The organism is Haliscomenobacter sp. (assembly GCF_965225875.1).
GTDB lineage: Bacteria > Bacteroidota > Bacteroidia > Chitinophagales > Saprospiraceae > Haliscomenobacter.
On sequence record NZ_CBDDBS010000002.1, the window covers coordinates 2,044,169 to 2,061,385 of the forward strand.

At 46.6% G+C, this 17,217-nt stretch carries 16 protein-coding genes; 9 read left to right on the forward strand and 7 right to left on the reverse strand.

Annotated features, from left to right (window positions below):
* Positions 1–52: 52 nt before the first annotated feature.
* Positions 53–2,947 carry a T9SS type A sorting domain-containing protein gene (locus tag ACO08K_RS10855; protein ID WP_421796415.1) on the reverse strand — a complete coding sequence of 965 codons (2,895 nt, stop codon included), beginning with the start codon at positions 2,945–2,947 and terminating at the stop codon, positions 53–55.
* A gap of 237 nt (positions 2,948–3,184) precedes the next feature.
* Between ACO08K_RS10855 and ACO08K_RS10860 the strand changes: the two genes are divergently transcribed.
* From ACO08K_RS10860 to ACO08K_RS10875, 4 genes are all read left to right on the forward strand, one after another.
* Positions 3,185–4,609: a tetratricopeptide repeat protein gene (locus ACO08K_RS10860; protein WP_421796416.1), complete on the forward strand. Its 1,425-nt coding sequence runs from the start codon at positions 3,185–3,187 to the stop codon at positions 4,607–4,609.
* A gap of 109 nt (positions 4,610–4,718) precedes the next feature.
* The gene (locus tag ACO08K_RS10865) at positions 4,719–5,288 is read left to right on the forward strand and encodes a DUF4240 domain-containing protein (RefSeq protein WP_421796417.1); all 570 of its coding nucleotides are present in this window, start codon (positions 4,719–4,721) and stop codon (positions 5,286–5,288) included.
* A gap of 10 nt (positions 5,289–5,298) precedes the next feature.
* Positions 5,299–5,613 carry a hypothetical protein gene (locus ACO08K_RS10870; RefSeq protein ID WP_421796418.1) on the forward strand — a complete coding sequence of 105 codons (315 nt, stop codon included), beginning with the start codon at positions 5,299–5,301 and terminating at the stop codon, positions 5,611–5,613.
* Positions 5,614–5,654: 41 nt separating this feature from the next.
* The gene (locus tag ACO08K_RS10875) at positions 5,655–6,821 is read left to right on the forward strand and encodes a GNAT family N-acetyltransferase (RefSeq protein WP_421796419.1); all 1,167 of its coding nucleotides are present in this window, start codon (positions 5,655–5,657) and stop codon (positions 6,819–6,821) included.
* Positions 6,822–6,911: 90 nt separating this feature from the next.
* Here the strand turns inward: ACO08K_RS10875 and ACO08K_RS10880 are convergent, their stop codons facing one another.
* Positions 6,912–8,036, reverse strand: coding sequence for a transglycosylase SLT domain-containing protein (locus ACO08K_RS10880; protein WP_421796420.1), 1,125 nt, complete (start codon positions 8,034–8,036; stop codon positions 6,912–6,914).
* Between the two features lie 454 nt (positions 8,037–8,490).
* On the opposite strand from ACO08K_RS10880, the gene ACO08K_RS10885 reads away from it, so the two are divergent.
* The gene (locus ACO08K_RS10885; protein ID WP_421796421.1) at positions 8,491–8,733 is read left to right on the forward strand and encodes a MoaD/ThiS family protein; all 243 of its coding nucleotides are present in this window, start codon (positions 8,491–8,493) and stop codon (positions 8,731–8,733) included.
* A 207-nt stretch (positions 8,734–8,940) separates the two neighbouring features.
* Here the strand turns inward: ACO08K_RS10885 and ACO08K_RS10890 are convergent, their stop codons facing one another.
* The 4 genes from ACO08K_RS10890 to ACO08K_RS10905 all read right to left on the reverse strand — a co-directional run bounded on the left by ACO08K_RS10890 (position 8,941) and on the right by ACO08K_RS10905 (position 13,248).
* Positions 8,941–9,405, reverse strand: a complete 465-nt coding sequence (locus ACO08K_RS10890) for a hydrogenase maturation protease (RefSeq protein WP_421796422.1) — start codon at positions 9,403–9,405, stop codon at positions 8,941–8,943.
* A 136-nt stretch (positions 9,406–9,541) separates the two neighbouring features.
* Entirely contained in the window at positions 9,542–10,252 is a 711-nt protein-coding gene (gene cybH, locus ACO08K_RS10895; protein ID WP_421796423.1) for a Ni/Fe-hydrogenase, b-type cytochrome subunit, read from the reverse strand.
* Positions 10,253–10,394: 142 nt separating this feature from the next.
* Positions 10,395–12,113, reverse strand: coding sequence for a nickel-dependent hydrogenase large subunit (locus ACO08K_RS10900; RefSeq protein ID WP_421796424.1), 1,719 nt, complete (start codon positions 12,111–12,113; stop codon positions 10,395–10,397).
* Positions 12,114–12,123: 10 nt separating this feature from the next.
* Positions 12,124–13,248 carry a hydrogenase small subunit gene (locus ACO08K_RS10905; RefSeq protein WP_421796425.1) on the reverse strand — a complete coding sequence of 375 codons (1,125 nt, stop codon included), beginning with the start codon at positions 13,246–13,248 and terminating at the stop codon, positions 12,124–12,126.
* A gap of 268 nt (positions 13,249–13,516) precedes the next feature.
* Between ACO08K_RS10905 and ACO08K_RS10910 the strand changes: the two genes are divergently transcribed.
* From ACO08K_RS10910 to ACO08K_RS10920, 3 genes are read left to right on the forward strand one after another with little or no spacing between them, the layout of a single operon-like run.
* Entirely contained in the window at positions 13,517–13,864 is a 348-nt protein-coding gene (locus ACO08K_RS10910) for a hydrogenase maturation nickel metallochaperone HypA (RefSeq protein WP_421796426.1), read from the forward strand.
* Between the two features lie 50 nt (positions 13,865–13,914).
* Positions 13,915–14,778, forward strand: a complete 864-nt coding sequence (hypB, locus tag ACO08K_RS10915) for a hydrogenase nickel incorporation protein HypB (protein ID WP_421796427.1) — start codon at positions 13,915–13,917, stop codon at positions 14,776–14,778.
* 12 nt (positions 14,779–14,790) lie between these two features.
* Positions 14,791–15,045 carry a HypC/HybG/HupF family hydrogenase formation chaperone gene (locus tag ACO08K_RS10920; protein WP_421796428.1) on the forward strand — a complete coding sequence of 85 codons (255 nt, stop codon included), beginning with the start codon at positions 14,791–14,793 and terminating at the stop codon, positions 15,043–15,045.
* A gap of 9 nt (positions 15,046–15,054) precedes the next feature.
* Here the strand turns inward: ACO08K_RS10920 and ACO08K_RS10925 are convergent, their stop codons facing one another.
* Positions 15,055–15,759 carry a glycoside hydrolase family 25 protein gene (locus ACO08K_RS10925; RefSeq protein ID WP_421796429.1) on the reverse strand — a complete coding sequence of 235 codons (705 nt, stop codon included), beginning with the start codon at positions 15,757–15,759 and terminating at the stop codon, positions 15,055–15,057.
* A 271-nt stretch (positions 15,760–16,030) separates the two neighbouring features.
* On the opposite strand from ACO08K_RS10925, the gene ACO08K_RS10930 reads away from it, so the two are divergent.
* Positions 16,031–17,209: an aspartate aminotransferase family protein gene (locus ACO08K_RS10930; RefSeq protein WP_421796430.1), complete on the forward strand. Its 1,179-nt coding sequence runs from the start codon at positions 16,031–16,033 to the stop codon at positions 17,207–17,209.
* Positions 17,210–17,217: the final 8 nt, after the last annotated feature.

A 17,217-nucleotide genomic window follows, 5' to 3' on the forward strand; every position in this document is an offset into this window, starting at 1 on the left:
AGGTTCCCCGCGTTTTTTTGCGAGGAACCTTTTAAAGTTTATGGGACTATGATTACCGCACGACCAACTTGCCTGTGTTGATTAGTTGCCCTTCAGATGTTAACCGATACGAATAAATACCGGCGGCTAGTTGATCACGATAAACATGACAAATATTGCTGTTAAAGAACTTTTGCTGAATCAATTTTCCACTTAGATCATAGACGCTCAGCTGTAGTCTATTATATTGACGGCCTTTGACTTCCAAAGTCACCATCTCACTAAAAGGATTGGGATAGATGTCTACTTTTACACCAGGGACGAACACTTCCTGACTCGAAGTCAGAATACTCACAAAATCAGGGAAGTGGTCGACCATCCAGCGCACGGTGTTGGTTCCGGAGGGTAGACGGTAATCGAAATACACTGTAGCGCGATTGTCGATCACCGTCCCCTTAGGGTTGTTCGGTTTTTGGGATGCCCGGAATTCAACGTATCCGTATGTTTTTTGCGTTGTGCCGCCGTTGGCGGGCAGCAGATTAATACTGTCGAATGTAATCTTCAGGATACCACCTTCATATACTTCTAAAAAGTAAGGATGGCTACTGGCACCAGGTATGACTGTGGTGGGGTCGATTGCCTGGCTCAGGGTATCTCTGATTACTACACGCTGAACGGTATCACTGCCGGAGTTTTGGAAGAATACTGTAAAAGTCAAATCGGTTTTTGCATCAATGGTACTTTGTTTACCATAGCCTTTGGGATGGCCTCTTAATGCCACCGGCTGCACAGCGCTTAAAATTTCTTGTACGTCAACCGAGACAAAAGCATCCTGATCGTCTTCAGGAAACTGGGTAACTTGTCCCGTTTTTATTGGTGTCCCCGTTTCGGCGCATCCTTCCACTGCCACTGTTGGCAAGCTTCTCCCTGGGTGACCTTCCGATTGTTCTGCGAACAAGCGTAAGGTTGATCCCGCAGGATTAGGAATGCGGACCTCAATGGTTTGTCCACTTTGCAATTGATAGCTTGGGGTAACATTACGCATGATCACGTCATCCTGAACCACGATTCCTTTTTTCCGTTCCTTCATATCGCCTTTGCCGATATTCTGGATTTCAAAAATCACCGTGTCGATTTTACATGCGCCGCGTACTATGATGCTTGAACGGTCCCAACGAGGATCTAAATCCAAGCAAAAAGTATCTGGGAAAACTCTGGCGGAAACCAGTCCAGTTTGGCCGTTTGCGATACCACTACAAGCAAGTGTAGTACTGATCGAAAATGAACCGCAGCCGTTGACTGGAACTGTACCGAGGCGGAAGCGCAATTTACCATTGCTGAGTTGTTCTGCCGAGATTGTAGATGACTTGAAAGTCAGCTTACTATCCAAAGCCAGATCAACATAGGCGTTCGTGGCATTTGCCGTTCCGGTGTTGCAGTAATTGACGACATAATTTACGTCGCTGCACTCAGCAAGGAATGGAGTTGTAATGTCCACTTCCATGTAAGGGCATTCTACTGCTGCCTTGGCACCAAAATCAACCCGCAAAGAATCGTAGAACTCACGAAGGCGTACGTTTACTCCTTCTGTATTACAAGCCGACCAGTAGCGATTAGGTGGCAGTACTTTTAAGTTGTACACTCCGGTATCAACCAGAATGCTGTAGTTGCCTTTTTCGTCGCTGGTACCATATACTACTTCAATACCTTTGGTTGCTTTGATGATCCAACCTGAGAGGGGGGCCTCTCCGTTGTCATAATCGCATTGGTTGTCGCGGTCTACAAAAACCCGGCCATTGAGGCGGTTGGTAATTGTATTGCCCTTGGCATCCGTTTTGACCAGAATGAGGTCGTTAAAGGTATTTAGTAGTTGGCCGTTGTAACCGGTAATGATGTATCCACCTGCTTTAGTGGCTTGAATATCGCGGCCTTCTTCAGTAAATTCTGCATCGCCGATGGCTTTTTCCCATAGTATGTTGCCTTTGGCATCAACTTTTGCGACCAAAAGGTCTACGTTTGCAGCACTTACCAATTTCAGGCCAGTGATAACCAAACTGCCATCCTTTAATTCAGTAATGGCGTTGGCTTCTTCTTCTACCTTATCGTCTCCGATGGAGCGCATCCAACGCTGATTGCCGTTTGCATCGTATTTTACGATGAGGGCATCGGCATTGTCGTTGATTACTCCTGCAACCGCCAATCCATTATCCTGTGTAGTGATGATGGCGCGGCCTTCTTCGCGGAAACTATTGGCGATCCGGCGTTCCCAGATGATGTTACCCGTATTGTCAACTCGATAAAGAACGATGTTATTGTCGAATCCGGTTTCGCTGCGGCTATTGCCCAAAAGTGCGTAACCATCTCCGATGCGACTCAGGCTTTTGCCTTCATCTTTGCGCGGCGTACCATAGCTTTTTGACCAGGTTGCTGTGCCTTCGGCGTTAAACCGAACCAATAAGATGTTCTCATCTGCGTCTGTGGTTGCTTGGCTGGTTCCAATCACGGAGAATCCTCCGTCTGAATTGAGTACAACGTCGCTTGCGCGCTCGCTGCCTGCTCCACCAAATTGCTTACTCCACAGTAGACCGCCTTTGCGATCTATTTTTAAAAGGTATATGTTTTCCCTCTCGCCTGGTTTGCCAACAATGTTGCCAACGATGAGGTAATTACCATCAGCCGTGGGGATGATTGCTCTGGCTTGTTCCTGAAAACCTTCGTCGTAATACTTGGTCCATAAAACGGTACCGTCAATATCAGTACGTACAACGAAGATGTTCTGGTCATTGTCTGTGCCGAAGGATTCACCAAACCCAACTACGATGAATCCTTCGTCTTCAGCTTGCAGAACCGCCCAACCTTCGTCCTCTTTAGAACCGCCAAAGTTGAACTGCCATCCCTGTGCTTTCAATCCGCCTGCAGTCGTTACTAATAAAATGATCGCAACTACAAAAGAGTGCAATGTGATCATTTTATTTGCAGGTCGGAGTTTCATGAGTGCTAATTCTAATTGCTTTACTGCTGAATGCAATACAAAGATGCAGCGCCTTTTTGCTGAAAACAAAGACAAAAATCGGCAATTGTTGAAAAAAAACACCTTTTTCCTTTGCGATATCATGGTCTTATAACTTTTTTATTTTTTGATTGACAATGTTTTATAACTTTGCATAAGTTGAAAATCCTGTTGAAAAAACATTTTTTTAAACCCATGCAAAATAGTCAACTCACCCACATTTTATTTGCACTTTCCAAAAAAGAAAGCCGGGAATTGCGCAAATGGCTGGTCTCTCCCATCCATAATCAACGCTCGGACGTGGTACAATTATATGAGTATCTTACGAGTGGGAACCGCCTTGAGGATGACAAAAGCCTGGAAAAGGAGCGGATTTTCAGAAAATTGTACCCGAAAGAGGCGTATGATGATGCCAAAATGCGGCAGGTGATTCATTTTTTACAGGAATCCATTGAGGAATATTTTATTTTTTCAAAGAATCAGGAAGATAGTCTTACGCAACACATTAATTTGGCCAAAGTCTATCGTGAGAAAAAATTACTAAAGCTCCACGAAAAAACGATGCGAAAAATTGAAGAGGATTTTCAAAAAATCACCTATCGCAATGAAGAAATTTTTGAACAGTCCTATTTGATTGAGAAAGAAAAATCGACCATGTTCATTGAGCGGTCAAGGGCGGTTTCAACCAATTATCAAGCCATGTCCGACAGCATGGAGATAACCTTCATTTCTCGAAAACTGAAATTGACCTGTGCGATGCTTTCGCATCAAAAGATTTATAAAACCAATTACGACTTTGGGCTCCTCGAAGATGTGCTTGGTTTTTTACAGCATAAACCTGAGTTGACTCAAAATCCGACCATAAAACTGTATTATCACCTTTATAATCTGTTTAAGTTTCCAGACGAAGAATTTCACTTTTTTGAAATCAAGCGGATATTTTCGACTTCTGAGTTGTTTTTCGACGCCTTGGAACGCAAGGACATTTATTTAATGATTATCAATTATTGCATTTCTCGGATGAATATCGGTTACAAGGCTTTTGCCAGGGAAGCCTTTGAATTCTATCGCAAAGCCATCGAAAGCAGGATCCTCATCGAGAATAACGTTCTGAATCATTTGGCCTTTAGAAACATCGTCGCGATTAGCACGACTCTTAAAGAGTTTGAATGGGTAAGCTCTTTTATCAAAGAGTACCAGAATTACCTGGCCCCTGAGTACCGCGAAAATTTCGTGAAATTTGCCCTGGCTCGCCTCTACTTTGAACAGGGCGACTACGACCGGGCTCAGGACCTTTTGATTCAGTTTGACATCGACGATATTTTGATCAACCTCACCGCCAAAACCATGCTGATCCGCTTGTACTACGAAAAGGATGAATTTATGGCGCTGGAATCATTACTGGACAGCATGCGGGCCTACATTAACCGCAAAAAAATGCTGGCTTACCACAAGATGTCGTTTAAGGAATTGATCAGTGCTTCCAAACGTTTGATCAAAATCCAGTTCAACGACCGCAAGAAGATTGAAATTCTGAACAACCAAATCACCAATTCCAGGATTTTGCCTTCGCACATGAAGGAATGGTTCATGGAGCAACTAAAAAAATTGAAGCGGTGATGTCTTTTTGGCCTTTGACATTTTCAAATAATTGGTGTAAATTTGAAAAAAAGAAAACACCTGCGTTTCAAGTTTTTGCTCCAAAACGACTAATTAATACTTTAAGGGAATGATAGACACGACTGATACGACACTCAACGTCAATATCGATGCTTTGGACTCCTCTTTTTTGGACGATCTTAAAAAGCAGTTTGGCTCAGTTGATTTAGAAATTCACATCCACAAAAGGCCAGAAAATTGGCTAACTGAGGCCAATTTTTGGGAAATTATTGATTCATTCGATTGGTCTCAACCCGATAATGATCAAGCTGTCCTTAAACCAGCTGTTGATAAGCTGGCTGCAATGCCCATTGCCAACATCCATCAGTTTCAAGATATTCTTTCGGAAAAACTCTGGTTGCTTGACACAAAGCACCATGCTCAAGTATTTATTGCTGAACATCCCAAAGGTCGGCTTTCAGTAGACGATTTTCTTTATGTGCGATGTGCTGTAGTGGCCGAAGGGCAACAATATTTCGCGGATGTGTTGCAGCATCCTGAAAAAATGCCTCGTGAAATTGTTTTTGAAGCACTTTTGCTCCTGGCCTCAGAGGCATATGAAGCCAAAACGCAAAAGCCGTTTATCCATAGTCCCAAATACAATTACGAAACCTACAGCAACGAAGAAGGCTGGGCCTAAATCTCCGTTTATGCATCGAAACTCTAATCAGAATCAAGACCCACACCACTTGTATGAAGTTTGGGACAATCAAGAGGAGGAGGTTTTTAAATATGGTATAAGGTCAGAACCAATTGAAGAAGACGGGCTTTCTAAAAGGATTAGGGAACAACTAAGAGATATGAATCTTGCGGTGGGTTGGTTGCGTTACATTGCCCGAATTCTTATAACCAACATCTTTGGTCGTCTAAAGGCCAAAGAAATTGAAGATGAACATATGGATGCTTTTGAACAAGAAAAAGGCAGGCTTCCACGTGGTAATTTAAAGCGCAACCGCAAAAAGTAAAAAGAGGCTACCTATCTTCGCCCCCCACAACCACTACTACCATGACCATCATCGAAGTACAAAGCCCAGAACACTGGAAACTCTTCCACCAGCTCCCCCACCGCATCTATGCCAATGATCCGAACTGGATCACCCCCATGGAAGGCGATGTGCAAGGCACCTTCACGCCAGGCAAAAACCATGCTTTTGATCATGGAGAAGCCAAGGTTTTTGTACTCCTGGACGAACAAAACCAAGCTGCTGGGCGCATCGCAGCCTTTATCGACCACCGCAACAATAAATTACAACCCTACCCACTAGGGGGCATCGGCTATTTTGAGTGCATCGAGAACCCGGCTTATGCCAAGGCATTATTTGAAACGGCTGAAAATTACCTACGCGAAAAAGGCATGAAAGCCATTGATGGGCCCATCAACTTTGGTGGACGGGACAAATTCTGGGGCCTGTTGGAAAAAGGTTTTGATCCGCCCCTGTTTCAAGAGACCTACAATCCACCTTATTATACGGACATGTTTGTGGCCAATGGCTACATCGCCTGGGAGCAAATCCTTACCATGAAGGGCAGGCCCAAAGACATTGACCTGTCGCGCTTGCGGGCGGTCATTGAACGGGTTCGGTCGGGCAACAACAACATCCACGTAGAAACCTACAATCCGGCTAAGCTGGAACAATACGCCGATGATTTCACCGAAGTGTACAATGCGGCCTTTGGCCACTACGAACATTTCCGGCCTGCCGACCCCGAAGGCTTCAAAAAATTGATGAAGGAGGTAAAAAACATCATCGATCCCAAATTTTTGGGCATTGCTTATTTTGAAGACAAACCGGCTGGGTTCTGTGCTTTTTTTCCTGACATCAATCCCTACCTCAAGTTTACCAAGGGCAAACTCAATTGGTGGAAAGCCCCACTGTTTTTGCTCAAACTCAAACTATCCAGACGCCGGCAAGCCAAGGGCACTGGTTTTGGAGTACACCCCGCATACAAAACCAAAGGGATTTTTGCCTTTATCGTAGAGTTTATGAATTCCGACTACATCCAAAAACGTTACGAGAACATTTACCTCACCACGGTAAGAGCCCACAACAAGGAGGCGGTAAGCATTTACATGAAAACGGGAGTATGGGTGGACCGGGTGCATATCGGATACCGAAAATCCCTGGATGAATCGATTGTGGTGGAGCCGAATTATTTTATGGAGATTGTTTAAAGGCAGAAGTAGTAGTAAGTAAAAAAAATGCCCCTTCGGTTCTGTTGTCCAGTCGAAGGGGCATTTTACATTTTTCAAGCAATTGAGCACCTAGGCTCTCTTGATGAAAAACGTTTTAGGAAGATAAAGTACAAGTTCTTGATTGATGACAAGTTTACCTTCACGAATGTCATTCCATTTCACCAGATTGTCCACAGTAGTACTAAACAAAGTTGCAATTCTGCTCAAATCATCACCTTTAGTGGTCACGTAAGCCGTTTTGATGGTACCTTCTGGCAACTTCGAATTGCTATCCAGGTAACTGCGCAGCAAAAGTGAACTTTCGCTGTTGGGCAACATCAACAGGTGGCCTTTGGCGCTGCGCGGAATAATACCGCCAGTGAAACTGGGGTTTAACGCCGCAATGACTGAAGTTTTCACTCCAGAAATACGGGCAATCTCGCCAAAAGACAAACTGCGATAAACCCTGATTACCCGAGCATCAGGAGAGTAGTAGAATGGAATAACGGGCTGTAGTCCGTGTTTGTGATAGTAGCTCATCACGTAAGCGGTAGCCAGATAAGCGGGAACGTAGCGGCGTGTTTCGTGCGGCAAATAGTTGCTAACAACGCTGTACTTTTTGGTACCAGCCTTGCGTACTGCCGATTTGATGGTGCCAATACCAGAATTGTATGCGGCCAATACCAGCGTCCAATCGCCGAGTTCATCGTACAGGTATTTCAGCATTTGTACTGCTGCTTCGGTTGAACGGTGTAGGTCAAGTCTTTCGTCGACTCCGCCACCCATTTGCAAGCCATAGTGGCGTGCAGCAACAGGCATCAGTTGCCAGATGCCCGAGGCACCTACAGCAGAACGCACTTGCGGTTGCAAGCCCGATTCGATGACCGACAAATACTTGAGTTCTTCAGGTAGTCCGTATTGATTGAGATAGTGCTCAAATACGGAAAAGTACAGATTGGAGCGACCAATAACCAGTTCCGTCTCTTTTTTGCCCGTACCCATGTACTGGCGAATCCGAGTCATTACTGCTTCATTGGTTTTCACTTCGATAGGCAGGCTTAATTTAGCAAGCCGTTCCTTCACGAGTGTTTCGGTAAGTGTAGTTTTGCTGGAAATAATACTTACCTCGGTTTTGTGTGCTTTAGCGCCAGCGACACCCGGAGAAACGGTCAAGCCGATCACCAGTGCCGTAGCAACTGTCCATGGGAAATTCATCAAAACAAAATTTGGTGATACTGAACTAACTTTTTTTCAATAATTCCATTAGTTTGACCTAGTCAGTTCAGTTGGGCAATATACCCCAGCAACTAGATGTGTGTCGAAGACTCCATTTCGTTACCGCCTTGAGGCAAAGTTAAGCCCGTTTATCGGTTTACACAATGCATTGTAAATCAATCACGATTTGCATGCCCTTTGTAAACGATTAATTATTTTGGAAAATTATTTGGTAATTTTTGCCAGTTTGGGGGTGATTTTGGGGCGTTCTTTGCAAAAATCCAAATAAATGCAATGGATTCGAGCAAACGAGCGTACCTGAAAAGTGGTATATTTTTTTACAAATTTAACGTTTTTATGACTTTTCCGTGACGTAGCCTAGGGTTTTCCACAGGTTTTTTCGGCTCATAACAACACTTTTGGCAGGAAATATATGTATACTAAAATAAATGTAATGAAGATAAAAATTTTGGCATTTGGGATTACGAGGGATATTTTAGGTGGCAGTACGGTTGAAATGCAAATTCCAGCCGAAGCCAATGTAGCCGATTTGCGGGCTGCCTTATACGCCGAATATCCAGCTTTGCGAAAGCTAAACAACCTGGCAATCGCGCTGAATACAGAGTATGCCAGCGAGGATCAAACCATAACGGAAAAAGACGAAGTGGTGCTCATTCCCCCTGTCAGTGGTGGCTGATAACAGACGTAGGAGTAACCCTCGCGGTTACCCCATTAGGCGCTGGCGCTGGTACAAGTCTCCAGACTTGTACCAATATCAACACGTCTCTGACGTGTGCTTTCCCGCATTTTCGCGTTGCTCATGCGTCTGGAGACGCGAAAATGTTGGTACAAGTCTGGAGACTTGTACCAGCTAAGATAGGTTGGGGCAACCCTGGTCCGGACTTTAAACCAGCTCTAAGCGTTGCTTCAGGGCCATATTTTTCACCTGTTCCAACAGCCCTGGCATTACCCGCTCCAGCTCTGGCGACAATTCGATCTGTTGCGACTGGATCATTTCAATCGACACCGCAAACAAGTATATCTTCGGCAGTTTGCCTAGAATGGCCAAACCTTCTACCAAATCGCGCAGGCCAATGTCATGTGTACTCATCGCCCGGGGGAAGTCGCTTGCAAAACGTGGTTCAATCACCCGAATGGTACCCGTAGGCCGATCATCGAGGGTTGCATCGATGAGGATGACCACGGGATAGTTTTCGAAATACTCCATCAGGAAGAAGCCTCCCGTACCTCCATCCAGTACATCTACACCTTCAGGCAGTGTCTCTTTGGCGAGGCGCTGGGCTACGTGTACCCCTACCCCTTCATCTCCCATCAAATAATTGCCAATGCCCATGATTAGAACTGCCATTCGATCAATAATTTAAAAGCGACCGGGCGAATCGCACTCACCCGGTCGACAATGATGCAATGAAGAGAGTATTACTGTTAATTAGAGCTTGTTTAAGTTTTTGGGACGGAAGCGAAAACTTAAACAAGCTCTTAGTTTATTTGTGTGTTTTCAACTCCTCTACGGCCTCTTCCTCAATGAATTTCCAACCACCACCCATCGAAGAAATCTCGCCCCGGCCTTCTACATAATCATGGTAAAAAACGAGGTAGACGTGGACAACCGCAAACAGGATAAAAAACCACATTGCCGCATGGTGGAAATGGCGCAGGGGTGCGTCTCCTCCAAACATGCCAGGAACCCAGGCAAACAATTGCGGGAACCACCAGTTGCTGGTGGCTGCGTACAAACCAAAGCCCGTAATCACCTGCACTACAAAAGCAATAAAAGTCAGGAAGTAAATGAATCCGGCTAGTTGATTGTGCCCCACGGCCATGTGTTCCTTACCTTTTAATTGCAGGATATCCATTTTGATGACCTGCCACATCTCCCGGAAAAAGCGTCGGTTGGTGGGGATAAAATTCTTCCAGGAAGCATATTTATTGCCCACAAAGCCCCAATAGATCCGGATGATGAAGTTGAACAAAAATAGGTACGCTGCCACAAAATGAATGAAGCGAACTTTCCCAAACCAGAAGCGGAAAACCGCTTCGTCGCTCACCTGCAAGGCAGGAGGGTTAGAAATGAAAAAACCGGTCACCACCAAAGCGGTTATACTGGCTGCGTTCAGCCAATGGTAAACCCTGACGGGCAATTCCCATACAAAAACCCGGAGGAGTTTGTGGTGAACAATCTGCTGCTTGCTCATAACCTTAGCTTTTTGTATTAAGTAGTGGGGCAAAAATAAATGTTCATTTTTCCTGAGCCAAAGGATTATATAAGACACTTAAAATGAAACGTTTACTTATCTAATCCTTTGGCAAAATGAACAATTTATTTTTTTATCGCCCCTAAAGAACTTTCACCCGACTGAGGTGCTTACCTTCTTCATCATACAAGTGGACCGCACAGGCCATACAGGGGTCGAAGGAGTGTACCGTGCGCAGAATTTCCACTGGTCTTTCCGGATCGGCGATCGGCGTATCCATCAAGGCTGCTTCGTAAGCCGACATTTGCCCTTGGGGATCTCGGGGCGAAGCATTCCAGGTGGTCGGAACCACGAGTTGATAGTTCGCAATTTTTTGATCTTCAATCACAATCCAGTGCCCTAAGGCTCCCCGTGGCGCTTCGGCGTGACCAACACCCTTCGCCTGGGCCGGCCAGGTTTCGGGTTGAAACTTTTCGGTATTTGCCATGCGGGTATCGCCCAATTTGATGTTTTGGATCAATTGGTCATAAAACTCCTGTGCCCAATTGGCCACCAGTTGTGCTTCCAGGCCCCGCGCCGCGGTACGGCCCAAGGTGGAAAAGAGGGCGGTTGCAGGCACATCCAGGTACTTAAGTGCTGAATCGACTACTTCTTTGAATTCGGGAATACCCTTGGCATAACCCACCAGTACCCGGGCCAATGGGCCTACTTCCATGGCGTGCCCTTTCCAGCGTGGGGTTTTGAGGAAGCTGTATTTTTCTTCGGTATTCAGGTTTTCGTACGGTGGTTTTGGGCCAGTGTAGTTGAGCTTGGTTTCACCTTTCCAGGGGTGCAAACCTACATTGTCCCCACCTTCATACGAGTACCAGGATTTGTTGATAAATTCCTGAATTTCACTGTCTTCCCGCATGTTCACTTCGTGTACTTTGGACAAATCTTTGTTCAAAATAGCGCCCGCCGGAAACTTGAAGGAACTGGGATCGCGGAAACCATTGGTAGGCAAATCACCATATACCAGGTAGTTGCCCAGGCCGCCACCAATTGCGCCCCAATCCTTATAGAAAGAAGCTACCGCAAGCAGGTCAGGAATATATACCTGCTCAATGAAGCGTTTGCCATCGTCCAGCAACTGTTTGATGTACGCCAGGCGTTCGGCATTGATGGCACTCACATCATCCAGGCCAATGGCGCAGGCCATCCCGCCTACGAGGTAGTTGGGGTGTGGGTTTTTGCCACCAAAGATGGTTTGGATTTTGACAATCTCTTTTTGCCATTCCAATGCTTCCAGGTAATGCGCCAGGCCAATCAGGTTGACTTCAGGCGGCAATTTGTACGCAGAATGCCCCCAGTAACCATTGGTAAAAATGCCCAATTGGCCACTTTCTACAAACTTGCCAATGCGTTTTTGCAGGTCCGAAAAATAACCTACCGAACTTTTGGGCCAATTGGAAATGCTCTGGGCCAGTTCGGAAGTCTTTTTAGGGTCTGCTTTGAGCGCATTGACCACATCCACCCAATCCAGGGCGTGTAAGTGGTAAAAATGGACTACGTGGTCGTGCATGTACAGGGTGGCAAACATCAGGTTGCGCACGATCTCGGCATTAGGGGGGACAACTATGCCCAGTGCGTCTTCAACCGTACGTACCGAAGCCAGTGAGTGCGTTGAGGTACATACCCCACATACCCGACCAACGTAGGCCCAGGCGTCGCGTGGATCGCGACCCCGCAATATTTCTTCCAGCAAGCGGACCATGGTGCCCGCGCTGTATACATCGGATACTTTCCCGTTTTGGATGTCTGCTTCAATACGCAGGTGGCCCTCAATACGGGTAATTGGATCTATGACGATTCTTTGGCTCATACCTTTTTTTTTATTCTATTCCCTTCTCCGTTTCCTTTCCTTCACCAATCAAGTCAGAAATGAGTTCCTTCTTGCGCACATTGGTCATGATGGCGTGTGCTGCGATACCGGCTGCGGTAACGCCAAGTGCAACTTTTCCGACTGTATCGGCATTGCTTTCGATGCCAAAACCGGGGAAAACCGAAGCCCGTTCGTACAAGCGGCCATTGTCCCAGTAATTTTCTTCACTACAGCCGATACAACCATGGCCGGAAATGATCGGGTTGCTGACCCCGTTGTTCCATTTCATGACCCCGCAGGCATTGTAGGTAGAAGGTCCTTTACAACCCACTTTGTACAAACAATAGCCTTTTTTGGCTGCTTCATCATCAAAGGTTTCCACAAACATCCCGGCATCGTAGTATGGACGGCGTTGGCAGGAATCGTGTACCCGTTTGGAGTAGAAGGCTTTGGGCCGACCCAAATTGTCCAATTCAGGGATGGTGCCAAAGGTGACCACGTGTACAATTACCCCAGCCATAACTTCCCCAATGGGTGGGCAACCGGGTACATTGATGATTGGTTTTCCGCTAATGAGCTTGCGCACTGGTGTAGCCTTGGTGGGATTGGGTTTGGCAGCCTGCACACAGCCGTGAGTAGCGCAACTACCCCAGGCAATGATGGCCTTGGCGTTGGCGGCTGTTTCTTCCAGAATCTGTAAGGCTGATTTGCCTCCAATGCAGCAATAGACACCATCTGCCGCCGTAGGAATGGAACCTTCCACACAAAGGATGTATTCACCCTTGTATTTCTTCATGGTGTCCTGCATTGCAGCTTCAGCCTGGAAGCCGGAGGCAGCCATTAGCGTTTCGGTATAATCCAGTGAAATTTGATCCAATAAGATGTCGGCCACCATCGGGTGGGAGGAGCGTATGAAAGACTCACTACAACAGGTACATTCCTGGAAGTGCAACCAAATCACCGGGAGGCGAGGTTTGTTCATCAAAGCGTCGGTGATCTGGGCTAGGCCCGAGGTTTCCAGGCCCATGTAGGCAGCCATCGTGGCACAGAATTTTAAAAAATCCCTGCGCTCATAGCCCTTGCGCATCACTTCTTCGAAGTAGGTAGGGCGCTTTTGGTCGGTTTGTACGGCCATTTTTCTTGCGTTTTTGCGATCTTCCGTTGGCTCTGAACGAACCTCGGCAGAAAGGATGCTTTAGAAAATTATGGTGGCCGGGTAGGCTTTAGGGAGAAAGAGAGAGAAGTAATATACTTTATGGGATGCGACAAGATTTGTAAAAGGAAGCGGAGATTCGATTGATACAGATCATTGCCGTCAATGATTTTTGTCATCCTGCTTTTTTCGGTGCACAGCTAATATTGCTCATTGTAAAATCTTTTATAAAAACCAGATTTACAAAGCTGTGCACGAGTTATCCATCGTCCTGAGTGTAGTGGATGCGGCCGCGCAAGTTGCGCAAGAAAACCAGGCCGAACGCATCGATGCCATTGAGTTGGAAATCGGCGCTTTGTCGGGGGTTGAATTGGATGCCCTGGAATTTGCCTGGAGTGAAGGCATCAAACGCTCGATTTTGGCCCAGGCGGAAAAAAAATTCACCCTCATTCCGGGCAAAGCGGAATGCAGTGATTGTGGACTGAGTTTTCCGGTAACGACCTTGTATGATCCTTGCCCCATTTGCAACAGTTACTTTGTACAAGTGACGCAGGGGCGGGAGTTAAAAATAAAATCCATCACTTTGGAAGCTGTTTGAATGTATAACTCGCGATATACATTCAAACAGCTTCTTAGATACCTAAAATTATGTGTACCACCTGTGGTTGTAGTTCACACGAAGATGGGGTTAGTATCACCCGGATAGGGGCCGAACACCAGCACCAACAATTGAGTAGCTGGGGACATTTTTGGCATTTTTTATGGTATGGCCCACATCAACATAGTGTTCCTGCCACCGCCGCAGTGAGCACCGGAGAAAAGAAGACCATTCATTTGGAGCAGGATATTTTGGCCAAGAACAACCAATCGGCTCAACGCAACCGGGGGTACTTTGAAGCCAAAAACATCCTGGCACTCAACCTCGTCAGTTCGCCTGGTTCGGGAAAAACGGCTTTGTTGGAGCGTACCCTACACGACCTGCGGGAGAAAATGAATTTTGCGGTCATTGAAGGCGACCAACAAACGACTCAGGATGCCGATCGCATCGCAGCCACGGGTGCACCGGTGGTACAAATCAACACCGGACAAGGCTGTCACCTGGATGCCGACATGGTGTATCGGGCTTTGCACGAGTTGCGCCCCGCTGAAGATGCCGTGGTGATGATTGAAAATGTAGGAAATCTGGTTTGCCCGGCGATGTTCGATCTGGGCGAAACCGCACGAGTTGTGATCATCAGTGTAACCGAAGGCGATGACAAACCAATCAAGTACCCGGATATGTTCCACTCCGCCCAACTTTGCCTCATCAACAAGATTGATTTATTGCCCTATGTAAAATTTGACCTGGAACGCGCAAAGGATTTCGCCCGGCGTGTCAACCCCCATTTGGAATTTATCGAGGTATCGGCAACGGCGGGAACTGGGATGCAGTCCTGGTATCAATGGTTGTTGGCTCGGCCCAGAGTAAAACTAAACCCTACCCAAGTTGGGACTTATTCACTTGTTCATTAAAATGCTGTTACAATGTGCTTAGCAATTCCCGGAAAAATCACTGCCATTACGCCTTCCGTGTTGGATAAAAACGTCCGACAGGCCAAGGTCTCTTTTGGAGGCATTTCTAAAGATGTGGATTTGTCCATGACGCCTCATGCAAAAATGGGGGACTACGTATTGGTTCACGTTGGCGTAGCCATCAGTGTGGTGGATGAAGAAGAAGCCAAACGAACCTTTTCTTATCTGCAAGAAATTGGCGAATTGGAGGATTTAGAACTGGAATGAGATGATTGATTAAGGTCTGCTGGAAATCTCCGGCATACACAGCGCTTCAAGGTCTTTTTTGCTGCCTTGAAACACGTTCATGTCCACTGCTCCTGCGATGCCGTCCAACTTGCCAGTATCGCGACGTTGCCAGAATTCCCATTTGCGGCCATCCGCAAGGCTTGGTTGTCGGATTCCGTTGTAACGGGCTATCCAGAGTGGGTAATCGTCAAATTGCCCAGCCAGATAAGTATTGTAGAATTTTTGATTGGTATAAATGACTGGTTTTACTCCGTATGCAATCTCCACCATGTACAACCAGGTGATCACACCCGCCAACAATTGGATTTTTCCAGAACCATCCAGCGTTTCTACATCCAATACGGGAGGTAAGTCGCCTGCTTCCATTTTGACGTTGCGGATGAAATTAAGGGCTTGCTGCTCAGGCGAAACGTTGGCGCGGTAAAAATGGTAAGCGCCACGGTGCATGCCTTCGGCCTTGATGGCTTCCCAATTGTCACAAAATAATTTATCGTTGAGGGTGTTGCCTTCAGTTGCTTTGACAAAAACAAAATCCACTTGTTGTTTTGCTACCTTATTCCAATCTATGTTTTCCTGGTAATGAGATACGTCAATGCCCCGAACGGCATATTCGTCGGACCAAGAGGCGGGTCCGTTAAAATAGAAAAGAGCGGTTGAGATTAGAATGCTGATTAGCATTAACAACTGTTTCATGGGACTAACATCTTATCAAACGCATACACAAATCTTTCCTTTTTGAGTTCGCGTTCAATGATACTAAAAAAAATTTGTTTTCGCAAAGCATTTTCGAGCTTTAATTTTTTGGTAACAAATGCAGAAAACTCAGAACCGGATTTTTTCGATTAAAATTCCTTCCAAATCCTGTTTTTTTGCTTCGACAAAATAATTGCTAGTAGGGATTGCGCCAAGTAAGTTTTTTACCAATTTTGTCATGTTCAAGACTTAACCCCCAACCAACGTCATCATGCACACCAGACAACTTTTCCTCCAACACCTTGCCCCCACCAGCCCGAGCCCGCTCATGCTGGAGATTGACCGCGCCGAAGGCATGTATCTCTACGACCCTCAGGGCAAAGCTTATCTTGACTTGATTGCTGGCATCAGCGTCAGCAACCTGGGGCACCGCCACCCCCGGGTAATTGCGGCCATTCAGCAACAACTGGATCGCTACCTGCATACGCTGGTGTACGGGGAATACGTGCTCGACCCACAAGTGCAACTCGCCAAACTCCTGGCCGATCAACTCCCCTACCCCCTTGAATCGGTCTATTTTGTCAACTCCGGCACCGAAGCCACCGAGGGCGCGATGAAACTGGCCAAACGCTACACGGGTCGTGCCGAGATTGTGGCCTGCAAACGCGCTTACCACGGCAGCACCCAAGGGGCTGCCAGTTTGATGTGGCCCAAAGATTTTACCCAGGCTTACCACCCACTGCTGCCCGGCATTCGCCACATTGAATTCAGCTGTGAGCGTTGTTTGGAAAAAATCACGGAAAAAACTGCCGCAGTAATCGTTGAAACGGTGCAGGCCGAATGGGGGGTGCGCAAGCCGACCCGCAACTATCTGCAAAAGCTCCGGGCTCGGTGCACGGAAGTTGGAGCCTTGTTGATTTTGGATGAAATACAGGTGGGTTTTGGCCGTACGGGCAGCCTTTTTGCTTTTGAACAATACGGCATTGTGCCGGACATTCTTTTGCTTGCCAAAGGTATGGGTGGCGGGATGCCGATTGGGGCTTTTGTGGCTTCTCGGGAACTGATGCAGGTTTTGTCGCATGATCCAATTTTGGGTCACATCACCACCTTTGGGGGACACCCGGTGTGTTGTGCGGCAGCACTGGCAAATTTGCAGACATTATTGGATACACCTTATATAGCGGAAGTAAAAGCCAAGGAAGCCCTCTTTCACGAATTGCTACAGCACCCCAAAATCCTTGAAGTACGCAGCGCTGGACTGCTGATGGCGGTAGATTTAGGTTCCTTTGATGCGGTGATGCATACCATTCGCCATTGCATTGAGCATGGACTGATCAGCGACTGGTTTTTGTTCAATACCGAATCGGTCCGGATTGCACCGCCGTTGATTATTTCTGAGGAGGAGATTAAGTGGGCTTGTGGGGTGATTTTGGAGAGTTTGGAGGATTAAACATTTTC

Bases quoted from the DNA above. Each gene is read 5' to 3' on its own strand.
- ACO08K_RS10870 (WP_421796418.1), top strand. From the start codon at position 5,299: ATGCATCGAAACTCTAATCAGAATCAAGACCCACACCACTTGTATGAA.
- ACO08K_RS10880 (WP_421796420.1), bottom strand. From the start codon at position 8,036: ATGAATTTCCCATGGACAGTTGCTACGGCACTGGTGATCGGCTTGACC.
- ACO08K_RS10865 (WP_421796417.1), top strand. From the start codon at position 4,719: ATGATAGACACGACTGATACGACACTCAACGTCAATATCGATGCTTTG.
- ACO08K_RS10885 (WP_421796421.1), top strand. From the start codon at position 8,491: ATGAAGATAAAAATTTTGGCATTTGGGATTACGAGGGATATTTTAGGT.
- hypB (WP_421796427.1), top strand. From the start codon at position 13,915: ATGTGTACCACCTGTGGTTGTAGTTCACACGAAGATGGGGTTAGTATC.
- ACO08K_RS10905 (WP_421796425.1), bottom strand. From the start codon at position 13,248: ATGGCCGTACAAACCGACCAAAAGCGCCCTACCTACTTCGAAGAAGTG.
- ACO08K_RS10900 (WP_421796424.1), bottom strand. From the start codon at position 12,113: ATGAGCCAAAGAATCGTCATAGATCCAATTACCCGTATTGAGGGCCAC.
- ACO08K_RS10890 (WP_421796422.1), bottom strand. From the start codon at position 9,405: ATGGCAGTTCTAATCATGGGCATTGGCAATTATTTGATGGGAGATGAA.
- ACO08K_RS10875 (WP_421796419.1), top strand. From the start codon at position 5,655: ATGACCATCATCGAAGTACAAAGCCCAGAACACTGGAAACTCTTCCAC.
- ACO08K_RS10855 (WP_421796415.1), bottom strand. From the start codon at position 2,947: ATGATCACATTGCACTCTTTTGTAGTTGCGATCATTTTATTAGTAACG.
- ACO08K_RS10860 (WP_421796416.1), top strand. From the start codon at position 3,185: ATGCAAAATAGTCAACTCACCCACATTTTATTTGCACTTTCCAAAAAA.
- ACO08K_RS10925 (WP_421796429.1), bottom strand. From the start codon at position 15,759: ATGAAACAGTTGTTAATGCTAATCAGCATTCTAATCTCAACCGCTCTT.
- cybH (WP_421796423.1), bottom strand. From the start codon at position 10,252: ATGAGCAAGCAGCAGATTGTTCACCACAAACTCCTCCGGGTTTTTGTA.
- ACO08K_RS10930 (WP_421796430.1), top strand. From the start codon at position 16,031: ATGCACACCAGACAACTTTTCCTCCAACACCTTGCCCCCACCAGCCCG.
- ACO08K_RS10920 (WP_421796428.1), top strand. From the start codon at position 14,791: ATGTGCTTAGCAATTCCCGGAAAAATCACTGCCATTACGCCTTCCGTG.